The sequence below is a fragment of the Pseudarthrobacter sp. NIBRBAC000502770 genome (assembly GCF_006517815.1).
In the GTDB taxonomy this organism is placed as follows: domain Bacteria; phylum Actinomycetota; class Actinomycetes; order Actinomycetales; family Micrococcaceae; genus Arthrobacter; species Arthrobacter niigatensis.
Map to the genome: position 1 here is coordinate 312,404 of NZ_CP041198.1, position 19,351 is coordinate 331,754.

Sequence of the window (19,351 nt, forward strand, 5' to 3'; positions counted from 1 at the left end):
CCATGACAGCATTTCCCACAGACCGCACGGTGATCGTGACCGGCGCCGTCTCCGAGCGCGGCATCGGGCGCGCCACCGCGGACTACCTTGCAGAGCGCGGCTGGAACATCGGCGTGATCGATATCGACGACGCAGCCTGTAAGGCCGCGGCCAAGGAGCTTGCCGAGAAACACGGAATCAAAGCCTACGGTGCCGGTGCAGACGTCAGCGACGAGGCGTCGGTCCGGGCGGCCATCGACGGGATCGAGGCCGAACTTCCGCAGCTTGTGGCCCTCGCCAACATTGCCGGCGTGAGCTCCCCGGTGCCGTACCTTGAGCTGGACGCCGCCGAATGGGACCGCGTGCTCAGCATCAACCTGAACGGTGTCCACTACGCCACCCGTCGCGTGGCCGAATCGATGGTCAAGAACCGGGTGGGGCGGATCGTCAACATCTCCTCCGTCTCGGCGCAGCGCGGCGGCGGAACCTTCAGCAAGACCCCGTACTCGGTGGCCAAGGCCGGCGTCATCGGCCTGACCCGCGCCACCGCCCGCGAGCTGGGCCCGTACGACATCACGGTCAATGCCATCTCACCCGGTCCGATCGACACCGACATCATGGGCGGCACCCTCAGCGAGGAACGCAAGGATGAACTCGTGAAGGACCTGGTGGTGAACCGGGTGGGCTCCACCCGCGACATCGCGGCGGCCATTTCCTTCCTCATCGGCGAGGACGCCGGCTACATCTCCGGCCAGACGCTGAACGTCGACGGCGGCCTGTACATGCACTGACGGCAACCCAACCAGGGTGCCACCACAAGCCCCGCGGACCGCCGGCCCGCGGAACCACCAACGTCACCACTCGAAGGAGAGTGTCGTGTCCGAAACCACCGCAACATCCAAGGAACTCCTGGCCCGTCCGGTCCTGAAGTCCGCGATTTCCAAGGCAGCCCGCCGGCTTATGCCGATGCTGGTCATCCTGTACGTCGTGTCCTTCCTGGACCGCACCAACGTCGGCTTTGCCGAGGCCGCCCTAGGGGCGGACAAGGGGGTGTCTGCCGCGGCCTTCGCCCTCGGCGCCGGCATCTTCTTCATTGGCTACGCGCTTTTCGAGATTCCCAGCAACCTGCTGCTCAAGAAGGTCGGTGCCAAGATCTGGCTGGCGCGCATCGCCATCACCTGGGGCATCGTCTCGGCATGCTTCGCGTTCGTGCAGGGCGAGACCTCGTTCGTGATCCTGCGTTTCCTCCTGGGCGTAACCGAAGCCGGGCTGTTCCCCGGTGTGATCATGTACCTCGCCGAATGGTTCCCCAACAAGGTGCGCGTGCAGATGTTCGCCATCTTCTACCTGGCCCAGCCGTTCTCCCAGATGATCGGCAACCCCCTCTCCGGCTGGCTGATCAACATCGGCGACCAGGTGCCGGGACTGCGTGGCTGGCAGGTCATGTTCTTCGTTGAGGGCCTGCTGGCCGTCCTGGCCGGCATCGCGGCGTTCTTCTTCCTGATCAACGGCCCCGCAAAGGCAAAGTTCCTTAACAGCGAGGAAAAGTACGCGCTGAAGGAGGTCATGGCCCTGGAGGACACCATCAAGGACGAGACCGGGCCCCGCGGCATCCTCGCCGCCATGCGCAACGGCCGGGTCTGGTACTTCACCGTGATCTACTTCTGCCTGCAGGTCGCAGTGTACGGCGTGACGTTCTTCCTGCCGCAGCAGGTGTCCTCGCTGACCGGACAGAAGGTGGGGCTCGCCGTCGGCCTGCTCATCGCCGTCCCGTGGTTCTTCGGCATCTTCTCCTGCTACTTCATCGGCAAGGCCGCGGACACGGTGGCCAAGCGCCGCAAGTTCGGCACCGTCCTGTTTATCTCCACCGGCCTGTGCATCTTCGGGTCGGCCTGGGCAGGTACCAACCACCAGCCCGTCCTGGGCATGATCTTCATAACCCTGGCCGTCTGCAGCTTCCTGGCCGTGGGCCCGGTGGTGTGGTCCTATCCCACCGCGTTCCTTGCCGGGTCCGCTGCCGCCGCAGGTATCGGACTGATCAACTCCCTGGGTAACCTGGGCGGCTTCGTGGCACCCATCCTGCGTACCGCTGTTAATGAGGCCACCCAGTCGCCAACGGGTTCCATGGGCGTCTACGCCCTGGGCGTCCTGCCGTTCGTGGCCGCGGCGATGATGTTCGCCACCAGGCGGTTCAAGAACAAGGCCGACGACCTGCTCGACTGAGCGCTCCACTCCATCCACGCAAGGAAACCATGAGCACCTCCGGCAGCAGCACAGGCAACAGCCCCCTTTACATCGGTGTCAGCACCAAGATGTACCTGGGCTACCAGGCAAGCCTGCGCTGGCTGTCGGAGGTGCGTTCCATCGTGGACAACATGCCCGGACTGGGCATGGATTCTGCCACGGAGTCCCCGGTCCGGGTCTTCGTCATCCCTTCCTTCCCTGTCCTGGAGCCCGCCGCGCGGATCCTGGCAGGTTCGCCCGTACTCCTCGGCGCGCAGAACTGCGCCTGGGGCGACGGGCCACTGACCGGTGAAGTCAGCCCCGGCATGCTGACCGAACTTGGCGTCTCCCTCGTCGAGATCGGCCATGCCGAACGCCGCAAACTTTTCGCGGAGGACGACGCCGTGGTGGCACGCAAGGTTCGTGCCGCCGTCGAACAGTCCCTCACCCCGCTGCTCTGCATCGGCGAGCCGGACAGGCTCGACGACGGAGCTGCCGCCGCCTTTTGCGTGCAACAGGTCCGCGCCGCCACGGACGGCGACCCCGCCCTGCTGAACCGCCTGGTCCTGGCCTACGAACCAGTCTGGGCCATCGGTGCGGAGGAGCCCGCCCCACCGCACCACGTCAACGCCGTCCTGGCGCGGATCCGTGCAGAGCTTGGCCCTGCCTGCCCCCTTATCTACGGCGGCAGCGCCGGGCCCGGACTGCTTCCCCGGCTGCCGGCCGCGGACGGACTCTTCCTGGGCCGTTTCGCCCACGATGCCGACAACCTTGGCCGTGTGCTGGACGAAGCCCTCCTCCTGCGTCAGACCGATGCGCCCGCCAACAGTTCGTCCAGCCGCTCGTAGCCTTCGGACATGCCACCCTCCATGCCTGAGTGCAGCATGCCGTCGCGTGCCTCCATGCTCTGGTACATGGCGTGGCCCCGCAGCCGGCACCGGCCGCCGTCGAGCTCCTCGAACGTCATGGACTCCAGGCTGACCGAGTCCGGATAGCCGCCGAACTCGAAGGTCTGCAGGGCGAACTCGTTCTCGCGCACCGTGTGGAAGATGCCACGGAACTCGTACGGCACCCCCTCCGGGCCGGTATGGATGTACCGGTAGCTTCCGCCGGTGCGGAAGTCGTAGTGGTCCATTTCCATCTTCATGCCCCGCGGGCCGAGCCATTGGACCACCAGTTCCGGGTCCTTGTGGGCACGGAACACGTCCGCGACCGGAAAGTCGAACTCACGCTCGAAGTCGATGTAGGGGAGCCCCTCGGGGGCGGTGATCTTCAGTTCGTTGGTCATTTCCTGTCCTTTGCCTTTGGCGCCGTTTGCCCGGCGCTGGATTCAAGCACCGCATCGAGGCTGCGGAACTGCCCTTCGCGGACCAGCCTGTACTGGTCGATCCAGGCCGTGAGCGCCTCCAGCCGTGCAGGGTTCAGGTGGACGGGCCGGCGCTGGGCGTCCCTGCTGCGGGTGACCAAATTTGCCTGCTCGAGTACCTGGATGTGCTTCGAAACTGCCTGTTTGGAAATCTCGAAGGGTTCGGCCAGGTCATTGACGGTGGCCGGACCACGGCTCAACCGGGCGATGATGCGTCGACGAACGGGGTCGGCCAGGGCAAGGAAAGCCACGTCCAAAGCCGCGTCGTCATCCGACACGATTCCCACCCTCTCATAATCAACCTAAATGTTTATCAACCTCTAGGTTGATTAATACTAGGCCTGCCTGTCATCATCCGCAAGAGGTGTCTTGCGATATCAAAATCCTGTTTGTTAGTATGTCAGTACAAACTACGTGAAGGAGAAGCTCCATGCCATTGGTTCGCATTGACGTTAACGAAGGCCGCACCGCGGGCGAGCTGCAGCAGCTGAGCCGCGGAATCCACGACGCGATCCTTGCGGAGTACGGCATTCCGGAGCGGGACTACTTCCACATCCTTACCGAGCACCCGCGGGGGCAAATTTTCGCGCAGGACGCCGGACTGGGGTTCGAGCGCACAGGGGGAGTGGTGATGATCCAGATCTTCACCCAGGGCGGCCGGTCCCAGGAGGCCAAGCAACAGCTCTTTGCTGCGGTGGCTGAAAAGCTTGCCGAAGTTGGGGTTGCCGGCGAGGACGTCTTCATCGGCTATGTCGAAAATACTGCCGGCGACTGGTCTTTCGGCTTTGGCCGCGCCCAGTACGTGACGGGCGAATTGGCCGTTCCGCGGAAGTAGCGCGGGCGTGCCCATCTGGGGTGGCTTGTTCGAGTTTATGTTGTCAGTATGTCAGTACAAACCTTTGACAGGACATTCGATCTAGGGCAAAGTAGTCCGTGTGGCCCACGCCACGGCCTGCCAGTCCCGGACCCCCTGCTCCGCAAAGGACCCGAGTTCCACACCAGAAAGGTCCACGATCACCGTGACCCACGAGCTTCTTACGATCGGGCGCATCAGCGTTGATATCTACCCGAACGACATCGGGGTTGGCCTGGAGGACGTCAACTCCTTCGGCAAATACCTGGGCGGTTCACCGTCCAATGTCGCTGTTGCCGCAGCCCGCCACGGCCGCCGGACGGGCGTCATTACCCGCACCGGGGACGACGCATTCGGCACCTACCTGCACCGGGAACTGCACAAGTTCAATGTCGACGACACGTTCGTCACGCCGGTAAGGGACTGGCCCACGGCGGTCACATTCTGCGCCATTAAACCGGCCACAGACGAGTTTCCGCTGTACTTCTACGGCCGTTTTCCCACCGCTCCGGACCTGCAGATCAAGGCTGAAGAGCTGGACCTCGAAGCCATCCGCGGGGCCCGCATCTTCTGGTCCACGGTGACCGGCCTGTGCCAGGAGCCTTCCCGCTCCGCGCACCTCGCTGCCCATGAGGCCCGTCCACGCACCGGCCTGGCCGAGGGGCAGTTCACCATCCTGGACCTGGACTACCGGCCCATGTTCTGGGCCTCCGAGGATGAAGCCCGCGCAGAAGTGGCCAGGATCCTCCCGCATGTCACCGTCGCCATCGGCAATGACAAGGAATGCGCCGTGGCCGTAGGGGAGGGAACCCCGGACGAGCAGGCGGACCGGCTGCTGGCCGCCGGCGTCGAGATCGCCGTCGTCAAGCTCGGTGCCGAAGGCGTGATGGCCAAGACGCGTACCGAGCGCGTGGTCTCCGCCCCCGTCCCGGTGGAAACCCTCAACGGCCTGGGTGCCGGTGATTCGTTCGGCGGCGCGTTCTGCCACGGGCTGCTGTCCGGCTGGCCGCTGGAGCAGGTCCTGGACTACGCGAACGCCGCGGGAGCGATTGTGGCCTCCCGCTTGTCCTGCGCCGATGCGATGCCGACGCCGGACGAAGTCACCTCGCTGCTGGCCGAACGCGGCCGTACCGTGCCGGGTGCGGCTTCCGGCGCTTCAATTCCCGAAGGAGCAGCACTGTGACCCTCACGCACGCCGCCTCGACCAACGCCGTGGATGACAATCCCCGCCGCTACGAGCACCTGAGCACCATCCGCCTCGAAGACCCGGACGCCGTGGCCCGCGCGGCGAAGTCCCGCCGCCACCACCCCGGCGTAAAGGCCGGCCGGCAGAACTTCATCGTCGCCGCCGACCACCCGGCGCGCGGTGCCCTGTCCGTCGGCAGCGACCCCGTGGCCATGGCGGACCGGCGCCAGTTGCTGGACCGGCTGCAGATCGCCTTGGCCAACCCGGCCGTTGACGGAGTCCTGGCCTCCCCGGACATCATGGACGACCTCCTCCTGCTGGGGGCCCTGGACGGCAAGCTGGTGTTCGGATCGATGAACCGCGGCGGCCTGTCCGGCCTGGTCAACGAGTTCGACGACCGGTTCACCGGCCACACCGCCGCCGCCCTCGAAGCGCTCGGTGCGGACGGCGGCAAGATGCTGACCCGTATCTGCCTGGGCGACCCGGACACCGTGGCGACCCTGGAAGCGACAGCCAAGGCCATCGATTCCCTGGCGGAGCGGAAATTGATCGCCATGGTGGAGCCGTTCCTGTCCGTCCGCGAAAATGGCCGGGTCCGCAACGACCTCTCCACCAACTCCGTGATCAAGTCCATCGCCATCGCCGAGGGCCTGGGTTCCACGAGCGCCTACACCTGGATGAAGCTTCCCGTGGTGGCGGAGATGGAACGCGTCATGGCCGCCACCACCATGCCAACCGTCCTCTTGGGCGGGGACCCGGACGGATCCCAGGACGAAGTCTTCGCCACCTGGGGAGCTGCCCTGTCCCTGCCCGGCGTCCAGGGCCTCACCGTTGGCCGTACCCTCCTATACCCCGCGGACGGGGACGTCGCCGGCGCCGTTGCCGCGGCAGCCTCGCTCCTGCACCACACCACAGAACTCCCGGAGAACTAGCCATGGGCACAACTACGCGCAGGATGACGGTGGCCCAGGCCGTCGTCGAATACCTTTCCAAGCAGTACACCGTGGACACGGTGGGCGGCGTTGACTACAGTGAGCGGCTGATTCCGGGCACGTTCGGGATTTTCGGGCACGGCAACGTGGCCGGCGTGGGCCAGGCGCTGAAGCAGTACCAGCAGCAGGACCCGGCCCTGATGCCCTACTACCAGGGCCGGAACGAGCAGGCCCAGGTCCATCAGGCCGTCGGCTATGCCCGGCACACCCGCCGCCGCCAGACCTACGCCATCAGCACCTCGATCGGTCCGGGTTCGTCCAACCTGCTCACCGGCGCCGCCCTGGCCACCACCAACCGGCTCCCGGTGCTGCTGCTGCCGTCCGATACGTTTGCCACCCGCGCGGCCGACCCCGTCCTGCAGCAGCTGGAGCAGCCGTACGCCTATGACATCACCGTCAACGACGCGTTCCGGCCGCTGTCCAAGTTCTTCGACCGGGTGAACCGTCCGGAGCAGCTCTTCTCCGCGTTCCACCACGGACTGCGGGTCCTGACGGACCCCGCCGAGACCGGCGCTGTCACGATTTCGCTGCCGCAGGACGTCCAGGCCGAGGCCTTCGACGTCCCCGCCGAGTTCCTGGCGGAGCGGGAGTGGCGGATCCGCCGCCCCGAGGCCGACGACGAGGACATCGCCCGCGCCGCCGCAGCCATCCGCGCCGCGAAGCGTCCGCTGATCATCGCCGGCGGCGGCGTCCTCTACGCCTATGCCAACGAGGAACTGGCAAAGTTCGCCGAGCTGACCGGGATTCCGGTGGGTAACACGCAGGCAGGCGTCGGCGTGCTGCCGTGGGACCACCAGTTCTCCCTCGGTGCCATTGGTTCCACGGGCACGACGGCGGCCAACGCCATCGCCGCCGCGGCGGACCTGGTCATCGGCATCGGCACCCGCTACGAGGACTTCACCACTGCGTCCCGGACCGCGTTCCAGAACCCCGACGTGAAGTTCGTGAACATCAACGTCGCCCCGATCGACGCCTACAAGCACGGCACCGCGCTGCCGATCGTTGCCGATGCCCGCAAAGCCCTGGTCAAGCTCAACGCAGCCTTGGGCGGTTACCGGGTCGGGGCGGACCTGGAACAGACGGTCGCCGCCGAGAAGAAGCGCTGGAACGCCACCGTGGACGAGGCGTTCGACACCCGGTACACCCCGTTGCCGGCGCAGAACGAGATCATCGGCGCCACCAACCGGGCCATGGACGCCCGCGACGTGGTCATCTGCGCCGCCGGGTCCCTGCCCGGTGACCTGCACAAGATGTGGCGCGTGCGGGACCCGTTCGGCTACCACGTCGAATACGCCTACTCCTGCATGGGCTACGAGATCCCCGGCGGACTGGGAGTCAAGCGCGCCGCCATCGCCGAAGCAGCACGTACGACGGCGGCAGGCGGGTCGGGTGATCAGGTGCGGGACGTCGTCGTGATGGTGGGGGACGGCTCCTACCTGATGATGCACACGGAGTTGGTCACCGCCGTCGCCGAACGCATCAAGCTGATCGTGGTCCTGATCCAGAACCACGGCTACGCCTCCATCGGCTCCCTTTCCGAATCCCTCGGGTCCCAGCGGTTTGGCACCCAGTACCGGGCGCTGGACGAGGAGCAGCACAGCTTCGACAACGGCGAGACCCTGCCGGTGGACCTGGCCCTTAACGCCGAGTCCCTGGGCGTGAAGGTCATCCGGATCGAGCCCGGCGGGAAAGTCATCGCCGAACTGGAACAGGCCATCCGCGACGCCAAGGCCGCCCCCGAGAACAGCGGCCCGATCCTGATCCACGTCGAATCGGACCCGCTCCTTGACGCCCCGTCCTCCGAGTCCTGGTGGGACGTCCCCGTTTCGCAGGTCTCCGAACTGGACTCCACCAAGCAGGCCTTCCAGACCTACGTCGACCACAAGTCCCGCCAGCGCAAACTGCTCGGCTAAGCACACTTTCCACTACTCAAGGAAGAGTCACATGACTGCCACCACCACCGAAACCACGGTTATCAACCACTTCATTAACGGCGCCGAGACCGCCGGCGAAGGCGACCGCACCACGAACGTGTACAACCCGGCCACCGGTGCGGTGACCGGCGAACTGCGCCTGGCCAACCGGGCCGACCTGGACACCGCCGTCGCCGCCGCCCGCAAAGCCGCCGACACCTGGGGCGACATTTCCCTGGCCAAGCGAACCCCCGTGCTGTTCAAGTTCCGCGAGCTCGTCGCCGCCCACGTCGATGAACTGGCCGAGCTGGTCACCGCCGAGCACGGCAAAGTCCTCTCCGACGCCAAGGGCGAGATCGGGCGCGGCCTGGAGGTCGTCGAATACGCCTGCGGCATCCCCACCCTGCTCAAGGGCGACTACTCGGACCAGGTCTCCACCGGCATCGATGTGTTCTCCTTCCGCGAGCCGCTCGGCGTGGTCGCGGGCATCACGCCGTTCAACTTCCCGGTCATGGTGCCGTTGTGGATGGCGCCGATGGCGATCGCCACCGGCAACGCGTTCATCCTCAAGCCCTCCGAACGCGACCCCTCCGCCTCGCTGCTGCTGGCCAGGCTGTGGAAGGAGGCCGGGCTGCCGGACGGTGTGTTCCAGGTCCTGCACGGCGACAAGGAAACGGTCGACGGGCTGCTGACCCACCCGGACGTGGACGGCATCTCCTTCGTCGGGTCCACCCCGATCGCCCAGTACGTCCACGAAACCGCCACGAAGCAGGGCAAGCGCGTCCAGGCCCTGGGCGGGGCAAAGAACCACGCCATCATTCTGCCCGACGCCGACCTGGACAACGCCGCCGACCACCTCGCCGCCGCTGCGTTCGGCTCCGCCGGGGAACGCTGCATGGCCATCTCGGTCGCCGTCGCCGTTGGAGACGCCGCCGACGCCCTGGTCGCCAAAGTCCAGGAACGCGCCGAAGCCGTCCAGGTCAACAACGGCACCGAACCCGGCGCCGAAATGGGGCCGGTCATCACCCCGGCCTCCAGGGAACGCATCGTCAAGATTGTCACAGAGGCGGAAACTGCCGGCGCCGCCATGGTGGTGGACGGCCGCGACCTCGTGGTCCCGGGCCACGAGAACGGCTTCTGGGTGGGCCCCACCGTCATCGACCACGTGAAGACCGAAATGACCGCTTACAAAGAGGAAATCTTCGGACCCGTCCTCGTCGTGGTCCGCGTCGACACCCTTGAAGACGGCATCACGCTGATCAACGCCAACCCCTACGGGAACGGCACCGCCATCTTCACCTCCTCCGGCGCCGCCGCCCGCAAGTTCCAGCGGTCGGTGACCGTGGGCATGATCGGCATCAATGTGCCCCTCCCGGTCCCGGTGGCGTACCACTCCTTCGGCGGCTGGAAAGCATCCCTCTTCGGCGACAAGCACATCTACGGACCCGAAGGCGTATCCTTCTACACCCGCGGCAAGGTGGTCACTTCCCGCTGGCCCGAAACCCACCACGCCTCCGGCGCCTCCTACAACTTCCCCTCCAACTGATCCCCACCGCCACCCTCGGCTCGCAAGCCCGGCCAGGGAACCCTGGCTGGGTGGCCCCTATCAAAGAGACAGACAATGACTGAGAACAAGCTGATCATCGGCACGGCGCCGGACTCCTGGGGCGTCTGGTTCGCGGATGACCCCAAGCAGACCCCGTGGGAACGCTTCCTGGACGAGGTGGCCGAATCCGGCTACAAGTGGATCGAACTGGGCCCCTACGGCTACCTGCCCACAGACCCCGCCCGCCTGGCGGAGGAACTCAAGCAGCGCGACCTGCAGATCTCCGCCGGCACGGTGTTCACCGCCTTCCACCGTGGCCTGGACCAGTGGGAAACAGCCTGGGAGCCGGCCCGCAAGGTGGCTGAACTGACGGCGGCCATGGGCGGTGAGCACATCGTGGTCATCCCGGCCATGTGGCGCGACGACGTCACAGGCGAAGCCGTGGAAAGCGGCACCCTGGACGACAAGGCCTGGAGCGACCTGTTTGACGGCCACAACCGCCTGGGCAAGACCCTCCTGGAGGACTTCGGCCTGAAGCAGCAGTTCCACTCCCATGCCGACTCCCACGTGGGCGCGCAGGCGGACATCGAGACGCTGCTCGGTGCCACGGACCCGCAGTACCTGAACCTCTGCCTGGACACCGGCCACGCCGAATACTGCGGCGCCTCCAGCCTGGAACTGATCAAGAATTACCCGGACCGGATCGGCTACCTGCACCTGAAGCAGATCAACCCGGACATCCTCAGGCGGGTCAACGCGGAAAACATGACCTGGGCAGCTGCCAACCTGGCCGGCGTCATGACCGAACCGCCCAACGGCCTGCCGGACCTGCGCGCCGTCATCGACGCCGTGGAAACGCTCAACCGGCCCATCTTCGGCATCGTGGAGCAGGACATGTATCCCGTGGCCTTCGACGTCCCCATGCCCATTGCCAAGCGCACGCGCAGCTACCTGCTGTCCTGCGGCTCCCGCACCGCCGTCAGCTAACCCGCCACAGACACTGAAGGAACAAAACAATGACTGAAACCCTCCGCGTCGCCGTCATCGGCGCAGGCCGCATGGGCGCCGACCACATCCAGCGCCTCAACAAGCGCATCCACGGAGCCGAAGTTGCCGCCGTCGTCGACGTCGACCTTGCCCGAGCCCAGGCCGCCATCGAAGGCATTCCGGGCGCCGTGGCCCTCGCCGATGCCGAGGAAGCGCTCAACAACGGCGATGTCAACGCCGTCCTGATCGCCACCCCCGGCTTCCTGCACGAGGACATCCTGCTCAAGGCCCTCGCCAGGGATATCCCGATCCTCTGCGAAAAACCGCTCACCCCCGACGCCGCATCCTCCTGGAAGATCGTCGAGGCAGAGGTGGCTCTGGGCCACAAGCGGATCCAGGTGGGCTTCATGCGCCGCTTCGACGCCGAGTACGCCACGCTGGGTTCCATCATCCGCAACCACGAACTCGGCGAACTGTTGATGCTGCACCACCAGCACCGCAACCCGAGCACCCCCGAGGGCTTCACCAACGAGATGCTGATCAACGACTCCGTGGTCCACGAGTTCGACGCCATCCGGTTCTTCACGGGTGAGGAAATCACCAGTGTCCAGGTTCGCCTGGGCAAGGCCACCCGGAACGCCCCGAACGGCCAGCACGACCCCCAGCACGTCCTGCTGGAGACCGAGTCCGGCGTGCTGGCCGACGTCGAAATCTACGTCAACGCCAAGTTCGGCTACGAGGTGGCCACCCAGGCCTCGTTCGAGGACGGCATCGTCAGCATCGGCGGCGACAAGGGGCCCTACACCCGCAGCTCCGGCCGCTGGGGCGGCAACGTCACCCCGGGCTTCGAAGAGCGCTTCGGTGCGGCGTACGACGTCGAAATCCAGTCATGGGTTGATGCGGCACTTAAGGGCGAAATCGGCGGCCCCTCCGCCTGGGACGGGTACGCCACCGCGGCGTGCTGCGAAGCAGGCGTCGAAGCGCAGAAGAATGGTGAAAAGGTCGCCGTGAAGCTGGCCGCAAAGCCCGACCTTTACAAGTAGGACAAACAAGGGGACCGAATGCATTCCGTCCCCTTCTCCTGCCCCCTGACTGATCCACAATGGAGTGTTTTCGTGAAAATCGCACTTGACCCCACCCCGTTCCACCACTCGCACAGCCTGCTGGAGTTCCCCAAGGTGGTGGCGGACCTTGGCTACAAGTACATGCAGATGACCCCGCACGCGGACTTCATCCCCTTCTTCAACCACCCCAAGGCGGACGATGAGCTGGTGGGCCAGCTGAAGAAAGCCTGCAAGGATGCCGGAATCGAGATCGCCTCGGTCCTGCCGGTGCTTCGCTGGTCCGGCCCGGACGAGGACGCGCGTGAGGCCGCCGTCCGCTACTGGAAACGTGCCATCCAGATCACCGTGGACCTGGGCGTCAGCACCATGAACACCGAGTTCAGCGGCAGGCCGGAAAAGGCCGAGGAATCCGAGCGGGCGTTCTACCGTTCCATGGAGGAACTGCTGCCCATCATCGAGCGTGAGGGCATCGACCTGCTGATCGACCCCCACCCCGACGACTTCGTGGAGGAAGGCCTCGCCGCCATCCGCGTGATCCGGGGCGTGAACTCGAAGAACGTCGGCATGGTCTATGTGGCGTCGCACAGCTTCCACATGAAGAACTCCCCGCTGGACATCATGCGGGCGGCGGGGGACAAGGTCCGCCTGGTCCACGTGGCCGACACCATGGACCACCACGCCTCACACGGGCTGCGCTACATCACCAACCCGCCGGGCAACCCGGTCCGCGTCCACCAGCACCTGAAGATCGGCGACGGCGACGTCAACTGGGACGAGTTCTTCGGCGGCCTGAAGGAAATCGGCTTCCTGGACCGCGAGAATACTGTGATGGTCTCCAGCGTCTTTGCCGAAAACGAATATGCCGAAGAGGTCTCCCGCTACCAGCTGGAAACCATGAAGCAGTACGTCCAAAAGGTAAGCCTATGAGTTCGCCTGCCTCCGGGAGGTCAGCGTCCAAGCAGCCCGGCAACCATCACCGGGCCCTGCGGACCGTCACCATCATCTCCACCTTCGGCGGCCTGCTGTTCGGCTACGACACCGGCGTGATCAATGGCGCACTGCCGTATATGCAGGAGGACCTGGGCCTTACGCCGCTCACCGAAGGCCTGGTCACATCGTCCCTGCTGTTCGGTGCAGCCTTCGGCGCCCTGTTCGGCGGACGCCTGGCGGACCGCAACGGCCGACGCAAAATGATCATGGTGCTGGCGGTCATTTTCCTCGCGGGCACCATCGGCTGCACCTTCGCGCCCAACACCGGAGTGATGATCGCCGCCCGGTTCATCCTGGGACTCGCCGTGGGCGGGGCATCGGTGACAGTGCCCGTGTACCTGGCGGAGGTATCGCCGAGCAACCGGCGCGGCCGGATCGTCACCCAGAACGAACTCATGATCGTCACCGGGCAGCTGCTTGCGTTCATCTTCAACGCCTACCTGGGCAACTCCTTCGGTGAATCGCACGGCATCTGGCGCTGGATGCTGGTCATCGCCACCCTGCCGGCCATCGCGCTGTGGATCGGGATGAACTTCATGCCCGAGAGTCCACGCTGGCTGGCCTCCATCGGCAGCTTCGGCGAGACGCTCAGCGTGCTGCAGCGGATCCGGTCGCAGGAGGAAGCCCGCAGGGAATTCGAGGAAGTCAAAGCCATGGCCGTGGAGGACTACAAGTCCAAAATGGGTTCATGGAAGGACCTGGGCATCCCGTGGCTCCGCAGGATCTTCGTGGTGGGCCTGGGCCTCGCGGTGATCCAGCAGATCACCGGCGTGAACTCGATCATGTACTACGGCACCCAGATCCTCTCGCAGTCCGGCTTCGGACGCGAAGCTGCCTTGACGGCCAACATCGCCAATGGGGTCATTTCGGTACTGGCCACGTTCGTGGGGATCTGGCTGCTGGGCAGGGTGGGGCGGCGCAGGATGCTGATCACCGGGCAGGTGGGGACCACCACGGCACTGTTGCTGATCGGCTTCTTCTCGCTGATCCTGCCGGAAGGCTCCGCCCGGGGCTTCGTCATCCTGGCACTCACTGTGACGTTCCTGGCCTTCCAACAGGGCGCAATTTCCCCGGTCACCTGGCTGATGCTCTCGGAAATCTTCCCGCTGAAGATCCGCGGCCTGGGCATGGGGGCCTCGGCATTCCTGCTGTGGATCGTGAACTTCCTGATCGGATTCGGGTTCCCGCAGCTGCTGGCCGCCATCGGCATCTCCAACACGTTCTTCGTGTTTGCAGTCCTTGGCGTGGGGGCCATTGCCTTCGCCGCGAAATACGTTCCCGAAACCAGGGACAAGAGCCTTGAGGACCTGGAGCACTACTTCAAAAACGTCGCCGGCGGCAAAGCTGAGGCCTCCGCCGCAAAGATTTCCTGACCGGACCAGCCACACCCGGTTCTTCACAGCAAAGCCCCCACGAGCATCCGCGCGGGGGCGTTGCTGGTGTCTTTAATAAGCCGGTGTCCTAGGCGCGCGCGTGCAGCCGCGGCAGCGCATCCACCAGCGGGGCCAGCTCGGGGATGTCCCGCGCCGCTCCCAGGGCACGTTCCAGGGTGGCGTCGTGCACCGGCCTCGCTTCCTCAAGGAGGCTGAGGCCGCTGGGCGTTAACTCCGTGTAGATGCCGCGGCGGTCGTCGTCGCACAGGATCCGGGTCAGCAGGCCCCGGTCCTCCAGCCGGTTCACCAGCCGGGTGGTTGCGCTGGGGCTCAGTGCCGTGGCGCGCGCCAGCTGCTGCATCCGCATGTGCCAGCCGTCCTGCCGGCTCAGGGCATCAAGCACCGTGTATTCCACCACGGACAGCTTCGACTCGGCCTGGAGGCTGCGTTCCAGTTCGTTTTCGATCAGCCCGTGCAGGGCTGCCAGGGTGCGCCAGCCCTGGGCACGGACCTCAACGGCGTCGTCCTTGATGCCCATGGTTGCTCCTTCGAAGACGGCGGAAGGCGCCATCCATTGCTGCGGTCATAGATAGTTGCTTGCGCGGTATATTTGCATGTGCAACAATAAATACCGCGCCTGCAACTATCTTAGGCGCCTTCCCGCCTCGCGAACAACCACGAACAGCTCAAAGGAGCATCCTCATGCCTGTTGGCCTGATAGCACTCGCCCTGGGCGGGTTTGGCATTGGACTCACGGAATTCGTGATCGCCGGCCTCCTCCCGCAGGTAGCCGCGGACTTTGCAGTCAGTGAAGCGTCCGCGGGCTGGTTCATCTCCGGCTACGCACTCTCCGTGGTGGTGGGAGCGCTCGGCCTGACCGCAGCCGTAACCCGCTTCCAGCGCAAACCCGTGCTGGCCGCCCTGCTGGTCCTGTTCATTGCCGGCAACCTGCTCTCCGCTACGGCGGACGGTTACTGGGCCATGATGCTGGGCCGCGTCATCGCAGCCCTTTCGCACGGCGCCTTTTTCGGAATCGGAGCCGTGGTGGCGGCCGGCATGGTTCCGCCCAGCAAGAAGGCAGGGGCCATTGCCCTGATGTTCACCGGGCTGACGGCCGCCAATGTCCTGGGCGTCCCGTTCGGAACCCTGCTGGGCCAGGCGGCCGGCTGGCGCGCCACGTTCTGGGCCATCACCGTCATTGGCGTAGCCGCGCTCGCCGGGATCCTTGCACTCGTCCCCGCATCTGCCGGTGGAACGGAAGAGGCGCCCAGCCTCCGCTCCGAACTGCGTGCCTTCCGCTCCGGGCAGGTATGGCTGTCCATCGTGGTGACCATCCTGGGCTTCGGCGGCATGTTCGGTGCGTTCACCTACATCGCCTACACCCTCACGGAGGTATCCGGATTTGCCGCCTCCACCGTGCCGTGGCTGCTCATTGTCTTCGGCGTGGGCCTCTTCGCCGGCAACACCCTGGGCGGGAAGGCCGCCGACCGCAACGTGGACAGGACGCTGCTGGTGGTGCTCGCCGCGCTCACCGTGGTCCTGGTGGCGTTCGCCCTGACGGCCACCAACCCCGTCCTGACGATCATCTCTTTGGTGCTGATGGGCGGCTTCGGCTTCGCCACCGTCCCGGGCCTGCAGATGCGCGTCATGAAGTACGCCGCCGGTGCTCCCACCCTCGCCTCCGGCGCCAATATCGGTGCCTTCAATGTGGGCAACGCCCTGGGCGCCTGGCTGGGCGGCGTCACCATCACCGCCGGCTTCGGTTACACCTCGCCCATCTGGGCAGGCGCAGCCATTACGCTGGCCGGCGTGGTGGTGATGGCCCTCGCCGCGGCGGGCGCCAAGCGGGGCGAACAGCAGCCGGGCAAAGAGGTGCGGGCCGTGGACGAGCTGGCCGTCCGCTAAGCGGCGGGATCCGAGGAGCGGCGCACCATCAGGGCGGGTTCAAGCTTCCGGGTCACGGCCTGTCCGGCCGTCCCGGCGACCCGCTCCAGCATGGCTTGCGCCGCCAGCCGGCCCAGCTGCCCCGCGTGCTGGTCAATGGACGTCAGGCCAATCAGGGGGGAGGCCGCTACTTCGATGTTGTCGCAGCCGACGATCGCCACGTCGCCCGGAACGGACAGTCCGCGCGACGCCAGGGCCTCCATGATGCCGATGGCGGTGAGGTCATTGTGCGCAAAGACGGCGGTGGGGAGCGTGGCGCCGGAGTCCAGGAACTGCTCCATCACGGCCCGGCCGCCGCGTTCGGTCATGTCGCTGTGGACCAGCTGTGGCTCCAGCCCGAACTGTTCCATGGCGTGCAGGTAGCCCTCCCGCCGCGCGGTATAGGGGAGCCAGTCCGAGATGTCCACGTGGGCGATCCGCCGGTGCCCCAGTCCGTACAGGTGCTCCACGGCAAGCGCTCCGGAACGGAAGTCGTCGGTCAAAACGGAATCCACGCCGTCGACCTCCAGCTCCCGGGTGATGACGACGGCGGGCGTCCCCCGCAGTGCCCCGGCCAGCTCCGCCGAGGTGCCGGTATAGCCCGCCAGCAGGACGCCGTCCACGCGCAGGTCCACGAAGGACCGGACGGCTTCCAGTTCCGTTCCCGGATCAGCCGAGCCGACGGCGACCATCACCTGGTTGCCGCTCCCCGCCAGGCCTTCGGTGATGCCGTCATAGATGTCTGCGAAGACCGGGTTGTGCAGGTCGAGGAAGAGGACTCCGATGGTGTTGGTCCGGTGGCTGGCCAGCCGGCTGGCCAGCCTGTTGGGCGAGTAGCCCAGGGCGGCGGCTGCTTCCAGCACGGCCGTCCGCTTGGCGGGGGAGACCTTGGGGGAATCCCGCATGACCAGGGACACCAGGGCGCGGCTCACCCCGGCGTCCCGTGCCACATCCTCCATGGTCACGGACCGCGGCGCAGGAGACGTTTGTTTCACAAGACTCCACTATGCCAGCCTGCCGCCACCTGCCGGGCAAGGTTCCCTAGGCGCCGAACGGCAGCCGGGGATCGATGTTCTGGCTCTCCCACGTCTGCCGGACCCAGCCGTGGTGCGGGTCGTCGCTGATCAGCCACTCCCGCACGGGCCCGGGCCCGGCCATGACGTTGAGGTAGTAGAGGTCGTAGCCGGGAGCCGCCATGGCCGGGCCATGCCAGCCGTAAGGGACCAGGACCACGTCCCCGGTCCGTACTTCGGCGGAAACATCGATGGGCCGCTCATCGGAGGCGTAGACACGCTGGTAGCCGATGGCGTCGGCGTCTGCAGGTGCTCCCGGTCCGGCGCCCACCTGCGTCTCGAAGTAGTAGATCTCCTCAAGGGAGGTTTCGCCGTCTTTTTCCTCGTCATGCTTGTGGGGAGGGTAGGAGGACCAGTTGCCGGCGGGAGTGAGCACCTCACACACGATGAAGCGGTCAGCCTCGAGCGCGGCAGGGGTGCCGAAGTTGTGGACCTGGCGCGAGCAGTTGCCCGCGCCGCGCAGCTCCACCGGAGTTTCTGCGGCGGACACCAGCCTGGTGGGGTAGGAAGCCTGGGCCGGTGCGGTGGCAACCGCCACCCTGCCGCCGTCGGCCGAGCTGATGCCAACTGCGCGGCCGGTGCCGGAATACAGCACATCAGTCGGACCTGCGAACACCGAGCGGCGGCCCTGCAGCGGGTAGTCTGTGCCGTCAACGGTGACGGTGAAGGACCCGTTGAGCGGCACCACGATGCGTTCCTCGTCCGCGGCGGGGAGTTCGACGGCGGCCCCCGCCGGCAGGGTGGCCACCTTCAGTCCGGTGTGCGCCCAGCCGTCCACGGCCAGGGGGGAATCTGAGGTTCCGATGGACACGTCCCAGGTGCCGTCGGCGGCGGTGCCCAGGGGGTAGACCCAGTTGGTCATGGAGTTGGCTCCTTGGATTATCGCTGTACGAGTGTCATTTCAAAGCTGTAGGAATCGGCGCGGTACACGTGGTGGCCGGTTTCAACCCGCCGGCCGGTATCGTCCACCGCGGTGCGTTCCATGGTCACCAGCGCCGAGCCTGCCGGGGCGTCCAGCATGGAAGCCTGGTACTCGTTGGCGGTCATCGCACCGATGCGCTGGGTGGCGAGCCGGAAGTTCACGCCTCCGCGGCGGAGGATCGAGTAGAGGCCTTCTGCCTTGAGCATGGCTTCATCCATCTCGGCAATGTCGTCGCGCACCCAGTTCTCCATGAGGGCCAGGGGCTTGCCGCCCACCTTCCGCAGCCGGGTGAAGTGGTACACCTTCGAGCCTGCGGGAAGCTGCAGGGTAGTGATCGTGGCGTCATCCGCCTCGAGGTGCGAGAAGCTCAGCACCTCGGTGGTGGGCTTCTTGCCATTGTTGGTCAGGTCGTCATAGAGGCTGGAAAGCTCCAGCGGCCGGCGCACCTGGCTCGACACCACCTGCGTTCCTACGCCCCGCTTCCGCACCAGCAGCCCGGAACGGACCAGCTCATCCATGGCCTTGCGCATGGTGGGCCGCGACAGGTTCAGCTGTGCGGCGAGATCGATCTCGTTGTCCAGCCGGCTGCCGGGCTCCAGCACCCCGCTGTAGATTGCCGCTTCAATGCCCTGGACCACCTGGTGGTACAGGGGCACGGGGGAGGAGCGGTTGATGGTGAGTCCCAGGTTGTTGGCCACGGTGCGTTCCCCTCGTCTTTGGTGCGGGCGCTTCCGCCCGGTCTGGACAGCCGGCCTGCGGGCAGTTTGACGCTATATGTTCGCTTGATAGGACATAGTTCCTTCCTTGATCGTAGCAGGCGCGCCCGGGTGGTCAAGGATGGCTTTGCCGCGCTTCAGCCAAAGGAAATGGAAAAATATTGTGCTGACATTAAGACTTTTTATTGACGAGTCGGATTAGAGCGCTCTAACGTAGGTGGCACGCATCACATTCCCGACCGGTC

Annotated in this window: 19 protein-coding genes; 13 read left to right on the top strand and 6 right to left on the bottom strand. The window is 65.9% G+C overall.

What is annotated here, in order from left to right; genetic code table 11:
• Nucleotides 1-2 precede the first annotated feature (2 nt).
• The 3 genes from NIBR502770_RS01840 (at nt 3) to NIBR502770_RS01850 (ending at nt 3,050) form a co-directional block, all read left to right on the top strand.
• A complete protein-coding gene (locus NIBR502770_RS01840; RefSeq protein WP_141180831.1) occupies nt 3-770 on the top strand; it encodes an SDR family NAD(P)-dependent oxidoreductase in 768 nt (255 codons plus the stop codon).
• A gap of 85 nt (nt 771-855) precedes the next feature.
• The gene (locus tag NIBR502770_RS01845) at nt 856-2,202 is read left to right on the top strand and encodes an MFS transporter (protein ID WP_141180832.1); all 1,347 of its coding nucleotides are present in this window, start codon (nt 856-858) and stop codon (nt 2,200-2,202) included.
• 29 nt (nt 2,203-2,231) lie between these two features.
• Nucleotides 2,232-3,050 carry a triose-phosphate isomerase family protein gene (locus tag NIBR502770_RS01850; protein ID WP_141180833.1) on the top strand — a complete coding sequence of 273 codons (819 nt, stop codon included), beginning with the start codon at nt 2,232-2,234 and terminating at the stop codon, nt 3,048-3,050.
• On the opposite strand, the gene NIBR502770_RS01855 is transcribed toward NIBR502770_RS01850, so the two are convergent.
• A complete protein-coding gene (locus NIBR502770_RS01855) occupies nt 3,008-3,490 on the bottom strand; it encodes an SRPBCC family protein (RefSeq protein ID WP_141180834.1) in 483 nt (160 codons plus the stop codon). The two genes, NIBR502770_RS01850 and NIBR502770_RS01855, sit on opposite strands and share 43 nt — an antisense overlap.
• Entirely contained in the window at nt 3,487-3,846 is a 360-nt protein-coding gene (locus NIBR502770_RS01860) for a helix-turn-helix transcriptional regulator (RefSeq protein ID WP_141183275.1), read from the bottom strand. Before NIBR502770_RS01860 ends, NIBR502770_RS01855 begins: the two co-directional genes overlap by 4 nt.
• Before the next feature lie 152 nt (nt 3,847-3,998).
• Between NIBR502770_RS01860 and NIBR502770_RS01865 the strand changes: the two genes are divergently transcribed.
• The 9 genes from NIBR502770_RS01865 (at nt 3,999) to NIBR502770_RS01905 (ending at nt 14,472) form a co-directional block, all read left to right on the top strand.
• Nucleotides 3,999-4,403: a tautomerase family protein gene (locus tag NIBR502770_RS01865; RefSeq protein WP_141158006.1), complete on the top strand. Its 405-nt coding sequence runs from the start codon at nt 3,999-4,001 to the stop codon at nt 4,401-4,403.
• A gap of 184 nt (nt 4,404-4,587) precedes the next feature.
• Nucleotides 4,588-5,604 (top strand): 5-dehydro-2-deoxygluconokinase, encoded by a 1,017-nt coding sequence (iolC, locus tag NIBR502770_RS01870; RefSeq protein ID WP_141180835.1) that lies wholly within the window; start codon nt 4,588-4,590, stop codon nt 5,602-5,604.
• Nucleotides 5,601-6,539, top strand: a complete 939-nt coding sequence (locus tag NIBR502770_RS01875) for a deoxyribose-phosphate aldolase (protein ID WP_141180836.1) — start codon at nt 5,601-5,603, stop codon at nt 6,537-6,539. The genes iolC and NIBR502770_RS01875 overlap by 4 nt, the downstream gene beginning before the upstream one ends.
• 2 nt (nt 6,540-6,541) lie before the next feature.
• Nucleotides 6,542-8,512, top strand: coding sequence for a 3D-(3,5/4)-trihydroxycyclohexane-1,2-dione acylhydrolase (decyclizing) (gene iolD / locus NIBR502770_RS01880; protein WP_210418902.1), 1,971 nt, complete (start codon nt 6,542-6,544; stop codon nt 8,510-8,512).
• 31 nt (nt 8,513-8,543) lie between these two features.
• On the top strand, nt 8,544-10,058 hold the full coding sequence (locus NIBR502770_RS01885) for a CoA-acylating methylmalonate-semialdehyde dehydrogenase (RefSeq protein ID WP_141180837.1): 1,515 nt from the start codon (nt 8,544-8,546) through the stop codon (nt 10,056-10,058).
• A 75-nt stretch (nt 10,059-10,133) separates the two neighbouring features.
• Complete coding sequence (locus tag NIBR502770_RS01890) at nt 10,134-11,045, top strand: sugar phosphate isomerase/epimerase (RefSeq protein WP_141180838.1); 912 nt, start codon at nt 10,134-10,136, stop codon at nt 11,043-11,045.
• Nucleotides 11,046-11,074: 29 nt separating this feature from the next.
• A complete protein-coding gene (locus NIBR502770_RS01895; protein WP_141180839.1) occupies nt 11,075-12,088 on the top strand; it encodes a Gfo/Idh/MocA family protein in 1,014 nt (337 codons plus the stop codon).
• Nucleotides 12,089-12,160: 72 nt separating this feature from the next.
• On the top strand, nt 12,161-13,036 hold the full coding sequence (locus NIBR502770_RS01900; protein ID WP_141180840.1) for a sugar phosphate isomerase/epimerase: 876 nt from the start codon (nt 12,161-12,163) through the stop codon (nt 13,034-13,036).
• Nucleotides 13,033-14,472: a sugar porter family MFS transporter gene (locus NIBR502770_RS01905; RefSeq protein ID WP_141180841.1), complete on the top strand. Its 1,440-nt coding sequence runs from the start codon at nt 13,033-13,035 to the stop codon at nt 14,470-14,472. Before NIBR502770_RS01900 ends, NIBR502770_RS01905 begins: the two co-directional genes overlap by 4 nt.
• Before the next feature lie 88 nt (nt 14,473-14,560).
• Here NIBR502770_RS01905 and NIBR502770_RS01910 read toward each other — a convergent pair whose 3' ends face one another.
• A complete protein-coding gene (locus NIBR502770_RS01910) occupies nt 14,561-15,010 on the bottom strand; it encodes a MarR family winged helix-turn-helix transcriptional regulator (RefSeq protein ID WP_141180842.1) in 450 nt (149 codons plus the stop codon).
• A gap of 164 nt (nt 15,011-15,174) precedes the next feature.
• Here NIBR502770_RS01910 and NIBR502770_RS01915 point away from each other — a divergent pair, with 164 nt between their 5' ends.
• Nucleotides 15,175-16,377: an MFS transporter gene (locus tag NIBR502770_RS01915; protein WP_141180843.1), complete on the top strand. Its 1,203-nt coding sequence runs from the start codon at nt 15,175-15,177 to the stop codon at nt 16,375-16,377.
• Here NIBR502770_RS01915 and NIBR502770_RS01920 read toward each other — a convergent pair.
• The 3 genes from NIBR502770_RS01920 to NIBR502770_RS01930 are packed head-to-tail and all read right to left on the bottom strand — an operon-like array spanning nt 16,374 to nt 19,088.
• Complete coding sequence (locus tag NIBR502770_RS01920; protein WP_141180844.1) at nt 16,374-17,390, bottom strand: LacI family DNA-binding transcriptional regulator; 1,017 nt, start codon at nt 17,388-17,390, stop codon at nt 16,374-16,376. The genes NIBR502770_RS01915 and NIBR502770_RS01920 overlap by 4 nt on opposite strands.
• Nucleotides 17,391-17,436: 46 nt before the next feature.
• Complete coding sequence (gene iolB, locus NIBR502770_RS01925; RefSeq protein WP_141180845.1) at nt 17,437-18,330, bottom strand: 5-deoxy-glucuronate isomerase; 894 nt, start codon at nt 18,328-18,330, stop codon at nt 17,437-17,439.
• A 17-nt stretch (nt 18,331-18,347) separates the two neighbouring features.
• The gene (locus NIBR502770_RS01930; RefSeq protein ID WP_141180846.1) at nt 18,348-19,088 is read right to left on the bottom strand and encodes a GntR family transcriptional regulator; all 741 of its coding nucleotides are present in this window, start codon (nt 19,086-19,088) and stop codon (nt 18,348-18,350) included.
• Between the last annotated feature and the right edge of the window lie 263 nt (nt 19,089-19,351).